Below are 13,244 nucleotides of genomic sequence, written 5' to 3' on the forward strand. Positions count from 1 at the left end.
GTAGAAAACCGTTGCTTGCCGAACAGGTTATTTTCTTTTGCGCTTCTTACCAAAATTTTTATCCCCACGCGTTTTTGGTTTGGTATATTTCTTTTTGATAATTCTCTTGTAGGCGCCACCTTGGTTTTGCTTTCTGTTTTTCTCCGATTTTTCATGAAAGCTAGCACCCCTTTCCTCTTCGTTTTCTTTAAGCGGATTTTCGCGCTCTATATGCTTGGGCCTTTCGTCCCGTGTTAATTGGGTAGCAATTTCAACTTCTCCAGGTAGTTGAAGCACATCGATTTTTCTATTCATTAATTCCTCTATAGCCTCTTTTGCAGGTTCCTCCTTTGCTGTAAATAGGAGAATAGAACTGCCTTCCTTCTCTGCCCTACCCGTTCGTCCTATACGGTGCATATAGTTTTCTGGATAAACCGGTGTATCAAAATTAATAACATGTGAAATTTGGTCCAAATCCAGTCCACGTGCCATTACATCGGTGGTAACGAGAATTCGATTTTGACCAGAATCGAACTGGTTTATAGAGCGCAGTCTATAGTTTTGGGTCTTATTAGAGTGGATAACACAAGTTTCCTCGCTGAAAAATTCGGCCAATTCCTTGAACAATAAATCCGCGCTTCGTTTACTGGAAACAAAAACAAGTACTTTATGAAAAGTATCCACATCTTGAAGTAGGTGCACCAATAGATTTACCTTGGTATAAAAATTGGGAACGGCATAACAGGTCTGTGCAATATTGTCCAAAGGCGTTCCACTAACCGCTACGGCAATTTGCTGTACCCCTTCAAAAAAATCATTGATCAACTTTTCTACATCGTCTGTCATGGTAGCGGAAAACATAATATTCTGTCTACGTTTTGGTAAGAGTTCAAAGATATTCACCAGTTGAAAACGAAAACCTAAATCCAGCATAACGTCTACCTCGTCAATGACCAGTTTTTTTACATTCTTTAGTTGTAACGCTCGCGTAAGCATCAGGTCGTACAACCGCGCCGGAGTAGCTACTACGATATCCGTGCCTAGTGCCAAAGTTTCTTTCTGCCTATTCATGCTAGTGCCTCCATATACGCCAGTGACTCTGACGGAAGCATACTTAGCCAATTTTTCTACCTCTTCAACTACCTGCACCACTAGTTCGCGTGTAGGAACCAATATCAGCACTCGCGGATGTATCTCTTTGGAAAAAGAGAGCATATTCAATAGCGGCAAAAGATACGCAAAGGTTTTGCCTGTTCCCGTTTGCGCTATTCCAACAACATCCTTACCACTCATCACCACAGAAAAAGCCTGTTCTTGTATGGGTGTAGCCTCTTGAAACCCCAAGTCATCTAAAGCGTTTCGCAGGGGATTGTTAATTTTAAATTCGGAAAAAGAGGCCATAGGCAATGTGTTTATGCTGCAAAGCTATGCGGTTAAAACTTGTAATACCACAAAAACTAATATTTAATACCAATTTCTACCATTGTCTGTACCTTGACCGTGTTGGGAATTGGTTTCAGGTTCCGTTCAGAATGTCATGAAAATACTTTTCCATAATACAATAATCCTGTCCCAATTTCTGAAACGTCCGGTCTGTCTGCTTCATGCCAAAATGTTTATAAAAACCGGCTTTATCTACCCGGGCATTACACCATAAATGGTGAATTTTCCCTTCCCCTTCAACATAGTTTATTAGGTACTGCAATAGACGCCTTCCGTACCCTTTACTTTGCTCCGAAGTTTTGGTAGCCAATTTTCTAAACTGGGCACTATGGCCATTAACGAATAAAGATACCACGGATACAATATCATTATTTTTAAAGAGTCCAAAATGGATTCCGTCTTCATCATTATCCAATTTTATAAAATCAAGCGGTCTATCCGGCCACATTACCTCGTGACGCAAATGGTAGGTTTCTTGAGCCTGAATCCGTCTAATTTCTATCTGCAAAGAACCCAACGTAGTGAATTTTGATAATTTCTAAACCATTTGACCTCTCTATTGCCATCTCAACCTTTTCCATTCCTTTTGTTCCTCTTTAGAAAGAAAAGTCCAGGCAATAATTCTAGTAGTCTTATTTCCGGTACCCATGGGTATTTCTTTAATTTCTTTGGCCGCTACTTTTTTCAATAGACTGTTGATAGCCTTGAGATTGGATTGTTTAGATACCAAAGTGGAAAACCAATAACAATTTTCCGCATTTCTACGGCTCTCCCAAATCATATTCTGAATGAACTTTAGTTCACCACCTTTATACGCCAATTCACTTTCAACCCCCGAAAAATTAAGCTCTGGTGTACTCATTTTCTTCCCCGATAAGTTTTTTACTTTCCTCCGCGTGCCTTTCTGAGCTTCCTCTAGTGAGGCATGAAAAGGAGGATTACAAATAGAAAGGTCTATTTTTTCCTCATTTTCTAAGATATCCTGAAAAAATACGTTCGGATTTTTTTGCAATCTAAGGTCTATTTTATCCTTAAGTGAAGCATTGTTACTCCTGATTTTCTTTGCAGCCATTAATGATTTCGAATCAATATCCGAGCCAATGAAATTCCAATCATATTCCACAACCCCGATAATGGGATAAATACAACTTGCACCCACACCAACATCCAAACAAGTAATTTTATTTCCAGCGGGCATTCTCCCAAAATTACTTTCTCGCAGCACATCTGCCATATAGTGAAGGTAATCCGCTCTCCCAGGAATGGGCGGGCACAAGTGCTCATCCGGAAACTCCCAGTATCCAATTTGGTAGTAATAACTTAGTAGTGCCCTGTTTAAAAGTTTTACTGCTATAGGGCTAGAAAAATCTACTGAAGGTAAGCCCAATTTGTTCTTTTTAAGATGATGTTCCAATTCGGGTACGGCAAGCACAAGCGCCTCAATATCATAAGGTGTTCTATTCTTATTACGGGTGTGCAACCTTGTTTTAATCTGCTTTTCTTGGTGTAAGGACATAATCAGGTTTTATTCCTAAAGGCTCAATTCGCTCTATACATTGCGCCTTTACTTTGCAACAATACACATTTCATATCAGTTTACGTTTTTCTATACCAATCCTTGTCCGGTCTCTATCTAGCGGTTTGCACCTTACTGATTTGAAGTATTGGTTTGATATTAGTATAATTAGGCACGTCTTCCCTGAGGGTTGCCGAGTTGGGTCCCATAGCATTTTGAAAAGCATCCATATCCTCAAAATAAAAATAACCTACAGCCACATAGGGCAAGGGCTCTTCTGGATTACCATTGACTATACCTTTATCAATTTCCATAGCAACTAAAGCATCTCCGAATAAACCTGCGGCCATAGGCATATGTTTTTGGGCATAGTACTGCATATCAAAGTTCTTGTTCTCCCCATTTGGGTAAAAGATAGCTACCTTGACCATACCCTCTTTTATTGCACCAGTGGTAATCGATTTATTTTGTTGGCAACTTATTAAAAGCCCCAGAGCAAAGACTATAAAGCTCACTTTTGTTTTCATATTCATTGAATTTTAATTAAGTGCGATTGAATAATCAGGAATTTTTCTTTTAATCGTTGGATTTATACCAATCCATAATCACTTCAGGAAATTCATCCCCGACACTCTAATATGTATGGGTATGTAAATTTCCCTTAAACCATTGTTTCGGTGTTACATTTTTTTCCTCACCACAAGCACTAGCTAAGACTAAAAACAACAAGCTATATATCTTATAAAATTTCATTTTTGATGTTATAGTTATTCCCCAATAATTAAGCATATGTCTTAAGATGCTCACATACTTCCCCAAAATGCAATAGTACAGCTATCCAAACCGATATTACACAATACATACCATATTTCCCATTTGCAATATTGTCCTTTACCTAACCTTGAGTTTATCAATAAACTCCTTAAACGCTACGCTATCATCTACGTAGCAGGCTAAATTCTTATACGTTCTTTTTAGACCATAAAGTCCTATAAGCTCATTTTCCCGCTTTAAGCGAATGACAATATTATGTGTTTCTAATTCACCGAAAATGGACAGTTTCCGAGTTTCATTATCTTTCACGAACTCCTTTGATGAAATCTCAATTGCATCAATATTCTTGAGCGCAATAGTGGTTTCTGACATAATCCCGTATCTAAGAAACAGTTGGTCTTTGGTGACTCGTATAGGTCTCTTGCACATAGATTTTAGAAAGCCAAAAATTTGAACGCCAGAATAGATACTTAAAAAAGATACAATCCACGCGGCGACCGTACTCCATTTCGCAAGTAAAATATGAAGTACTACTGTTTCTGTAGCCACTATTAAGAGTATACCAATAAGCACCGTTATGGTACCACTATTTTTATGATAGGAGAATTCCCCCGCTTTTAAAGTTCTTTTTTTCCAATGGATAAAACCATAGTAGAAAACCGCGATTTCCGTAACAACGGGGATTACCGCGAATCTAGGCAAGATTTCTTGGCACGTTTTCTTCAAAGTGGTTAAAAAATCGAACGATGTTGTCTTATGGACGCTGTACTTCTTTATTGCTTTAATCAGGTTGTAGATTACATAGCTCAGAATGGTCAGTTCTATAATAGGGAACACCCATATTTTGAAAAGATGAAGATAATATTGATTTTCAGGAGGTATAATCAATGAAGCCACGACCATACCCAAAACTAAAATAGGAAGTACCGTAAACTTTGGAATATTGGTTTTCCTAACGAACAAAAAATAGACAATAGGTGCCGTAAGGAGCAAATCAAAAGTAATGCCAATAGAAATGGTACCAGAATTTTCGCTAAACATTCGGGTTTGGGAAATACCGACCATCATGGCGATAATAAAAAGCAATACCGCAAATGGAAGAACAGTCTTTTCAAGGTTTAAGCGCTTTGTCATAGTCCTTACTTTACAATGGTTATCTTCTGTCTAAATAGCATCAATTATTGCTTGCGCATCTAGAAGGGATTTCTATAAAGTTAAGCCTTTTTGGTTTTATTCCTGGTAACTATATTGCCGTTTAAAGCTTCTAACGCAAAGGTCAAGGCTTTAAGATTTTTTATGAGTAAACCATAAAATCTGTAACCTTTTTGTATTGACAATAATCATATAGATGTAAACTATAAAACTTAAAAAGATGAATGATTTTTTCTTTGGACCTGGAATCGTCTTAATGGCACTTTTCGTCGCCGCAGGGTACACAATTTATACTTTTATTAAAGCCTCGCATTTAGAACGCATGGCTAAAATAGAAAAAGGAATAGACACAAATGCACCCTCCAATAATGGGAGGTATCTAGAATTGAAATTAGGAATGTTAATGGTAGGTATTGCTTTCGGTTTACTATTGGCATACCTCTTGGAAAAAGCCTTAAAAATTGACGAAATAGTTTTTTATCCGTCTTTTATGCTATTGTTTGGTGGTGTAAGTCTTATCGCATCATTTTTCTGGGCGAAGAAATTACAGAAAAACAAATAGCCCTATATGGATGCCCATTATATCAATGAGGTCTTAAATGGAAATACGAATGCCTTTGGTTATTTCATTAGAACGTATCAGAACAAGGCTTTTGGAGTAGCCGTTTCAATTGTTAAGCGAGATGAAGATGCAAAGGATGTTGTTCAGGATAGTTTCATTATCGCCTATTCTTCCCTACCCAACTTTAGAAAGGAAGCCAAATTTTCAACTTGGTTTTATCGCATTGTAATAAATACGGCATTACAGTTTATAAAACGAGAAAAGCGCAAGGATGAAGTCGTCGGGGAACACTCCATTACCGATAATGAGAAGACCAACTTGAACAATGTTATTGCCAAATTAGAGAAGCAAGAATTAAAAAGACTGATAAAACGTGTTTTTGAAAAGCTACCTGCGAAAGAGGCGTTAGTCTTACAGCTCTATTACATTGACGAACGAAGTATTAAGGAAATTGAAGATATCACAGCTTTTACGAAGGCCAATATAAAGGTTCTCCTATATCGGGGAAGAACAAATTTTTATGGAATACTAAAGAACAACAAAATCGGAAAACCCTATTAAAATGGAAAATAAAGACTACCTAAAGGAAATTTTAGGAAAGGTTGATGACGTAAATGAGCCTGTAGATTTGGAAGAAGCTATCTTAAAAACAATAGAACAACGAGAAAGCATAGAACTTCAAATATCACGCTATCAAGCCAGAGGCACTACCGCTCTACTAGTGTCCGCTGTATTGATTGTAATCCTTGGTGTACTTTTTAGCTTACCCAGTAGCATGGGTACTTCAACTCGATTTATTACTTCATTCGTGGGATTAAGCCTAGCCTTACTCATTCTATTTATTCAGCTAGAAATGGGCGGCGCTAAAATTTTTAATCAAATAAAAAACTATTTATCATGAAAAATACAGAACAGCATCACAGTATAAAAATTAATATCGATTATTTCAAAATCAGCACATTGGTCGCGCTAGTGGCACTGCTATCCTGGGGAAAAGTAAATGGCCAAATGACCACAGAACAAATCGACAGTATCGTTCATAAGGCAATGGATACGATGGATAATACTGTGGGTTTTGCAATAGGTGTCGTGAAAGACGGTAAAATTGTGCACGCAAAAGGTTATGGAGTAAACTCAATAGCCACAAATGAAGCCATAACGGCCAACACACCTTTTGGTATCGCTTCCAATTCCAAAGCTTTTACATCAGCAGCGTTAGCCATTTTAGTGGAGCAGGGAAAAATCAATTGGGAAGATAAGGTTATCGATTACATACCAGAGTTTAAGATGTACAACGATTACGTTACGAACAACTTCAACATCCAAGACCTTTTGACGCATCGGAGCGGTTTAGGTCTTGGCGCAGGCGACCTGATGATCTTTCCAGATGGCTCAAATTTTACGATCAACGATGTACTTACCGCTTTTCAACATTTTGAACCCACTACAGCTTTTAGGACAAAATTTGATTACGACAATCTATTGTACCTCGTGGCAGGCGAACTTACTGCACGAGTAAGCGGAAAACCATGGGAGACATTTATTCAACAAGAAATTCTTAAACCATTGGGAATGAACCATTCCTTCGCCAGTTACGACGACGCTATTAAAAATGATAACATTGCTATGGCGCATTCCTTTGATGGTAAAAAGTTGAGTGTTATACAAAAATCAAACTTGAACGCTAATAAAAAGCAAAAGATGAACGGAGCCGCAGGTGGTATTTGGGCAAGTGCGAACGACATGTGTAAATGGATGTTGGCACAGTTGAACGAAGGCAAATACGGTGCTGATTTAAATAAGACCTTATTCTCGGAACAGCAACAACAAGAAATGTGGCGTGTTCACACAGCCATGAATAAACAATCAGACCCAAGATCGCCCTTTAAATCTCACTTTTCAGGATATGGTTTAGGTTGGTTTCTGTCAGATTTTAACGGTTTTCTCAAAGTTGAACATTCGGGTTTAATTGCGGGGATGTCTTCAGAAGTTACTTTAATTCCAGAATTAGAGCTGGGCATCGTTGTCCTGAACAATTCCGAGGGAGCCGGTTTCTTAAATGGATTAATGGGTTTTATTCTATTGGATGAATTTTTACAATTAAACACCGGCATCAACTGGCTCCAAATGGCACAGGGAATGCAACAACAAGGTGGACAAATGGGCGACCCTGACACCGAAAAAGCTTGGGCCCAAGTTGAAGCGAATAAAAATAAAAAAGTCAATAAAGATAGGTATATCGGCGTATACCAGGATAATTGGTTCGGAAAAGTGGAAGTGTTTGATAAAAATGGTGATTTATGGTTTAGATCAGAAAAGTCGCCGAGGTTAAATGGTAAAATGGCATATTATAAAGGCAATACTTTTGCAATTAAATGGGAATATCAAGATATGAAAGCTGATGCTTTTGCCCTATTTTCCTTAGATGAAAATGGCAAAGCACAACGCATTAAGATGAAAGGCATTTCTCGTTTCATTGATTTCAGCTTTAACTTCCAAGATTTAGATTTAAAACGGATTTCAAAAAGTACATCGCCGGCTAATGGCACAAGATAAGCACCTGTTATAATGAAAAGTCCCGTAATACAATGCGTTACGGGACTTTTCTGTTCCCATCAGCAAAAAGAACTATAAAGCCAAATCCTTACATCAATGGTCTTGGAATAGTGTTTTAATAGATTAAAGAATTATTTGCTATCTCTTAGCTCAGTTCTTTTTAATTTGGAATCTCTTTTGAAGTAATAGTATTATCAGAAAGAATAAGAGAGAGAATTAAAGTTAATTTAGGAAGACTCATGTCTATTTATAACTTTTTTTCTATCTGGTTTTCAGTTTTTTAACTTTACTAGTATATTAAGTGTTGGTCAAAGTTTAGTTATCATAATAAGACTGTAAATGTACATGACTAAACATAGACTTCTTTATTTAGCAGCAATTCCCTCGATTTCTAATAACCAATTTTCATTATAAATACCTGTTATTATGATAGTCATAGCTGGTTTTACGCCTAATAGTTTTCGTTTTCTCAATTGAGAAATTTCATTTAAATACTTTCTATCGGACACAAAAAAAGTAACTTTTACCAGGTTCTCTGCAGTCATATCGGCCTTTTCTAACTGAGTTTCCACGTTAGACCAAGCAATTTCACATTGTTCTTTTATATCATCAGGCACCGGATTATCATTAATTACGGGAATTTGACCACTAATAAATAATAATTCAGAATAGTCGGAAATTTTTACTGCTTCCGAGTAAGTCCAATTGGCTTCACCTCCAATTTTTTGTTTTTTAAACTGTTTGCCTTCGTTCTCTTGACCAAAGATTGAATTGGACAATATGGTTAGTATTATTATAAAAATAGGACCACTATAAATTTTTGCGATATTTTTCATCTTATTTACCAATTGATAATGGGGTATTATTTTTATTTAATTAGTACCGCGGTTCCTGATAATTCAATTTTTTTCTCTCTACTATAAAGTGAAGAAATTCCAATGAATACATTTGGAGGCATTTTCATGTCGCCATAAAGTCTTTTACGAACCCTAAAAAACATAGCTAAATCCTTATCCGGATCATAATCCACAATATAAATTTTCATGTCCACCAAATCAGAAAAAGTGGCCCCCGCCTGCGCCAGTCTTTTTTCGACGGCTTTATAAGCGGTTTCCAGCTGTTCCTCTTTAGTGGTTCCGGTACCAACTTGTCCTGCAATGTATATCGTTTTGAAATTTTCATGTTCAACCGATACAACATTGGTTAAGGCTGTAATAGGGTCTATATATTCCTTAGTGATTTTTTCAGCTTTTATTTGATTTGCCTTAGCCACACCGGCCGGTAAGAGAATATCCTCAAAGTACTTCTTCCATTTTCCGTCCTTCAAAGATTCACCGTATTCGTGAAATTCCCCATTTGGCGTTTTTTCAAAAATCAATCGACTTTCTGGATTAAAATAAACGATAAATTTACCGTCTTCTAATTTGCCTTTGTATTTACCCCCTCCTGTTTTGCTGAAGGGCTGGTAATAATAACATGTATCTTTTTTGCTATAGGTAATTAGGGTATGCAATTCAATATTTGAGGATACCACATCTAGAGTTAAAATAGCTCCATTCATAATGTAGTTTACACTTTCCCTGACATTTACCCGTGTAGTGTCGTTTGGGGTATAAGAGCTTGATATTCCTGACCAATTGCCCATTAAAAAGGATAGTTTGGCCAACTCTTTTCTTTCTTCTTCTTGGGCTGAAAGCGGATTAAAGAATACTAGTAATAATGTTGTTAATATAAGAGTTTTCAATTGTTTCATTTTATGAGTATTGCTTTGCTTTTTTACATCGGTCTCGTAGGACCGTCTACAGGTTAATATAAGTGTATCCGAAGGGCTAGAACTTGTTTTGAAGTTCAAATCGGATTCAACTCGCTCTTCCCCTGGTAAAAGGGTAGTTCGTATCACTGTAATTATGACTATACATGGTTATCGCACATTTTTATTGATCGGTCTAATTTTCTAAATGTTTTCTTTGTTTAAGTAATAAATTAACTTGCCTCCTTGCGCAATACTTGTAACGGTGGACTTTTTAAAACACTGCTGCTATTAGACATCCCTATGGCCAATACCAACAATGTCACCCCCGGCAAAACCACCAAAAACGGCACCAAAGAAGGTACAAAGGAAGTATCAAAAACAAAATAGGCCAATAATTGGCTACTGACCAAGGACAGCAAAATGCCAACCCCGCTGCCCAAGAGTCCTAAATACAGATATTCCAGAGCGGTAATTTTTAGGATTTGATGGCTTTTGGCCCCTAGGGTACGCAACAGCACACTTTCACGTATTCGTTGATATTTACTATTACGTACGGCACCTATAAGTACAATGATACCGGTAAGCATACTAAAAAAGGCCATAAAACTAATGACCCAAGCTATTTTATCCAGAATGCCCTCTACAAGGGTAATCACCTGTCGCAAGTCTAAAATGGACACATTGGGGAACCGCTGCACCAATTCGCGCTGTAAACTCGCCGAAGCCTTCTTACTGGGCGCATTGGTCGTCAATACGTGAAATTGCGGGGCCTTTTCCAAAACTCCAGTAGGGAAGACGATAGAGAAATTCAGTTGCATTCTACCCCAATCCACTTGGCGAATGCTACCCACCACAGTTTCCATAAGCATTCCTTGCACATTAAATAGTAAGGTATCTCCCAAAACCACTTGCGCATCCCGGGCCACATTATCCGACAAGGAAATAGGTATAGGTTGGTCGGGTCCTGCCTTGGCCCCAAAGTTGCCCGATACCAGTTTTTCGGAACCGATCAAGGAATCCCGGTACGTGACACGGAACTCATGGTTTAGAATCCATTTATTGATTCCGGTCGTAGTGTCCAACCGAATGGCGTTCACGGAGCGTTCTTTAATCTTTTCCAAGCGCATGGTAATAATCGGAATATTTTCCAAAACAGGCATGCCTTTTGGGGTAATTGTATTGGCGACGGCCAATTTTTGTTCGGTCTGTACATCGAAAAGAATCATATTGGGACTCTTGTTGCTAGATTCCAACGAAGTTTTTGCTAGTAAAAAATCTTTGGTAAAGTAGAGCGTGCTGATTAAAAAAGTACCGATACCGATGGCCAAAATGAGTACCGCAGTCTGATTGTTGGGCCGAAAAAGGTTCAATAGACTCTGCCGAGACGTGAAGGTCCATGACTTTGGAAATAGGCGTTTTATCAGCTTCATAAATCCAACGGCCACTCCTCCCAAAATGGCGAAGGTTACCAGTACCACAGTTACAAAACCAAGGGCAAATTTAAAATTACCCAACAGCCAATAGGCAAATAGAAAAACAAAAAGCACGATGACGGCGAGCACGCCAAAATTGGCCCATCTCGATTTTTCGCCCGTACGCTCTTGAACGCGTAAGACGGCTAATGGCGATACGTACCAAGTATTGATAAGAGGCGAAAGCGCAAAGAGTACCGACATGATAATACCTAATAACAGCCCGGTGATAATGGCGGCATACGAAGTGCTTATGGTGACGTCAAAGGGCAAAAACTCTTGCAATAGCAAGGGAAAGGATTGTTGCAGCAGCAAACCGGCCAAAGTGCCTATCAACCCACCTAGAAGGCCCATGCCCGCGATTTGAAGTAAGAAGATAAGAAAGGTCTGCTTCCTAGATGCTCCCAAGCATTTTAGGATAGCCACCGCCTTAAGTTTTTCTTTAATATAAATATGAACACTGCTGGCAATACCTACACAGCCGAGTAGCAAAGCGATGAACGCTACCAGATTTAAAAACCGACCTACATTGTCGTACCGTCTTCCCAAGCGTTGACTAGTAGCGGTGTGCGTGTCCATATCGGCGTTCTGTTCATCCAACAAAGGATCCACGGTTTCGTCCAGCGCCTCCAAATCGGCATCGGGGTCAAGGAAATAGTAATTGTATGCCAACCTACTCCCCTTTTGCAATAACCCGCTAGGCTGCATAAAGCGGTACGGCACCATAACCGGTGGCGCAACGGATGTTCCGATTCCCGTACTTCCCGGAGCGGTAACCAAAGACCCGATGATGGGGAACGTTAGGGTACCCAGTTTAACACTATCCCCTGGTTTCAGGTTAAACTGTAGCATTGCAGTAGCGTCTACCAAAGCTCCTCCCCTTTCTTGATAGGTTGTTGCAGCATCGGCAGGTTCGGTTTCCAATGCGCCATAGAAAGGAAAATCACCTTCTACCCCACGTACTTGCACCAATTTTGTCGCACCGTTCTTGTTAAAAGCGGCCATGGAGGCAAACTTCACTTCCATGGCATCGGCGCCACCTAAGGAATCCATCAGCTGTTGCACGCGGGCATTGGCCGGCTGGTTACTGTCGATCAAATAGTCCGCACCCATTAAGGCTTTGGACTGTAATCCTATATTCTCTTTTAAATTCTGACTGAACGATTGTATGGACACCACAGCGGCAATACCCAGTAAAATGGACGCCATAAAAAGAAGTAAACGCTTGCCGCTGGCCTTACCGTCTCGCCAGGCCATTTTAAACAGCCAGCTTATCGGCGTTTTCGAAGTATGCCTAAAATCACTCAAGATGCCGTGGTAATTTCGTTAGCCATTATTTTACCTCCTTTTAATCGTAATATATGCTGCGTAAGTTGTGCTAGGTCCAAATCGTGGGTAACAATGACCAAGGTAGTTCCCATCTCCTTGTTTAGGTCGAATAGTAGTTTTATGACCTTTTCACCGGTTTCCTCGTCAAGATTACCGGTCGGTTCGTCTGCAAATAAGATATCCGGCTTATTGGAAAAAGCCCTTGCCAGTGCTACACGTTGCTGTTCTCCGCCGGATAATTGGGAAGGATAATGATCATATCTGTTCCCTAACCCTACTTTCGTTAACAAATCCATGGCGTCTTTGGTCGCGTGTGAAACTCCTTGCAGTTCTAAAGGTACCGCCACGTTTTCCAAGGCCGTTAGGGTGGGTAAGAGTTGAAAATCCTGAAAAATAAAACCTACTTTCTGATTGCGTAACAGCGCACGTTCATCTTCGTTGAGCTCACTCAATTCCTGTCCGCATAATGCTACGGAACCCGTATCCAATTTATCAAGACCGGCGCAAAGCCCTAAAAGGGTGGTCTTTCCACTACCAGATGGGCCCACAATAGCGAAAGTGGCACCCTTTTCAATAGAAAAATTAATGTCGTCTAAAACAGTGAGTTCCTTAGAACCGCTTGTGTAGATTTTCTTTAGGTTACGGACGTTTAATATCTTTGTCATAAATTATTTTGTACAAGGCAACAAAATAAGGCAATGATTTCGA

The 13,244-nt window shown here is 39.1% G+C and carries 13 protein-coding genes; 4 read left to right on the forward strand and 9 right to left on the reverse strand.

The features are described 5' to 3' along the window. Positions 1–27: 27 nt before the first annotated feature. The 5 genes from EJ994_RS07705 to EJ994_RS07730 all read right to left on the reverse strand — a co-directional run bounded on the left by EJ994_RS07705 (position 28) and on the right by EJ994_RS07730 (position 4,846). Positions 28–1,380 (reverse strand): DEAD/DEAH box helicase, encoded by a 1,353-nt coding sequence (locus EJ994_RS07705; RefSeq protein ID WP_126591923.1) that lies wholly within the window; start codon positions 1,378–1,380, stop codon positions 28–30. 115 nt (positions 1,381–1,495) lie between these two features. Continuing rightward, the gene (locus EJ994_RS07710; protein WP_206507186.1) at positions 1,496–1,930 is read right to left on the reverse strand and encodes a GNAT family N-acetyltransferase; all 435 of its coding nucleotides are present in this window, start codon (positions 1,928–1,930) and stop codon (positions 1,496–1,498) included. Between the two features lie 48 nt (positions 1,931–1,978). Continuing rightward, entirely contained in the window at positions 1,979–2,938 is a 960-nt protein-coding gene (gene rlmF / locus EJ994_RS07715; protein ID WP_126591924.1) for a 23S rRNA (adenine(1618)-N(6))-methyltransferase RlmF, read from the reverse strand. Between the two features lie 113 nt (positions 2,939–3,051). Continuing rightward, entirely contained in the window at positions 3,052–3,465 is a 414-nt protein-coding gene (locus EJ994_RS07720; RefSeq protein WP_126591925.1) for an EthD family reductase, read from the reverse strand. 364 nt (positions 3,466–3,829) lie between these two features. After that, positions 3,830–4,846, reverse strand: coding sequence for a hypothetical protein (locus EJ994_RS07730; protein WP_126591926.1), 1,017 nt, complete (start codon positions 4,844–4,846; stop codon positions 3,830–3,832). 238 nt (positions 4,847–5,084) lie between these two features. On the opposite strand from EJ994_RS07730, the gene EJ994_RS07735 reads away from it, so the two are divergent. From EJ994_RS07735 to EJ994_RS07750, 4 genes are read left to right on the forward strand one after another with little or no spacing between them, the layout of a single operon-like run. Next, positions 5,085–5,426: a DUF6249 domain-containing protein gene (locus EJ994_RS07735; RefSeq protein WP_126591927.1), complete on the forward strand. Its 342-nt coding sequence runs from the start codon at positions 5,085–5,087 to the stop codon at positions 5,424–5,426. Between the two features lie 6 nt (positions 5,427–5,432). Continuing rightward, the gene (locus EJ994_RS07740) at positions 5,433–5,987 is read left to right on the forward strand and encodes an RNA polymerase sigma factor (RefSeq protein WP_126591928.1); all 555 of its coding nucleotides are present in this window, start codon (positions 5,433–5,435) and stop codon (positions 5,985–5,987) included. Between the two features lies 1 nt (position 5,988). Further along, entirely contained in the window at positions 5,989–6,327 is a 339-nt protein-coding gene (locus tag EJ994_RS07745; RefSeq protein WP_126591929.1) for a hypothetical protein, read from the forward strand. Next, positions 6,324–7,982 carry a serine hydrolase gene (locus tag EJ994_RS07750; RefSeq protein WP_241240880.1) on the forward strand — a complete coding sequence of 553 codons (1,659 nt, stop codon included), beginning with the start codon at positions 6,324–6,326 and terminating at the stop codon, positions 7,980–7,982. Before EJ994_RS07745 ends, EJ994_RS07750 begins: the two co-directional genes overlap by 4 nt. Positions 7,983–8,347: 365 nt before the next feature. Here EJ994_RS07750 and EJ994_RS07755 read toward each other — a convergent pair whose 3' ends face one another. From EJ994_RS07755 to EJ994_RS07770, 4 genes are all read right to left on the reverse strand, one after another. After that, complete coding sequence (locus EJ994_RS07755; RefSeq protein ID WP_126591930.1) at positions 8,348–8,818, reverse strand: RidA family protein; 471 nt, start codon at positions 8,816–8,818, stop codon at positions 8,348–8,350. Between the two features lie 32 nt (positions 8,819–8,850). After that, positions 8,851–9,735 (reverse strand): RidA family protein, encoded by an 885-nt coding sequence (locus EJ994_RS07760; protein WP_126591931.1) that lies wholly within the window; start codon positions 9,733–9,735, stop codon positions 8,851–8,853. 230 nt (positions 9,736–9,965) lie between these two features. Then, a complete protein-coding gene (locus EJ994_RS07765; protein ID WP_126591932.1) occupies positions 9,966–12,464 on the reverse strand; it encodes an ABC transporter permease in 2,499 nt (832 codons plus the stop codon). A 47-nt stretch (positions 12,465–12,511) separates the two neighbouring features. Continuing rightward, positions 12,512–13,201: an ABC transporter ATP-binding protein gene (locus tag EJ994_RS07770; RefSeq protein ID WP_126591933.1), complete on the reverse strand. Its 690-nt coding sequence runs from the start codon at positions 13,199–13,201 to the stop codon at positions 12,512–12,514. Between the last annotated feature and the right edge of the window lie 43 nt (positions 13,202–13,244).

This window comes from Maribacter sp. MJ134 (genome assembly GCF_003970695.1).
Lineage (GTDB): Bacteria > Bacteroidota > Bacteroidia > Flavobacteriales > Flavobacteriaceae > Maribacter.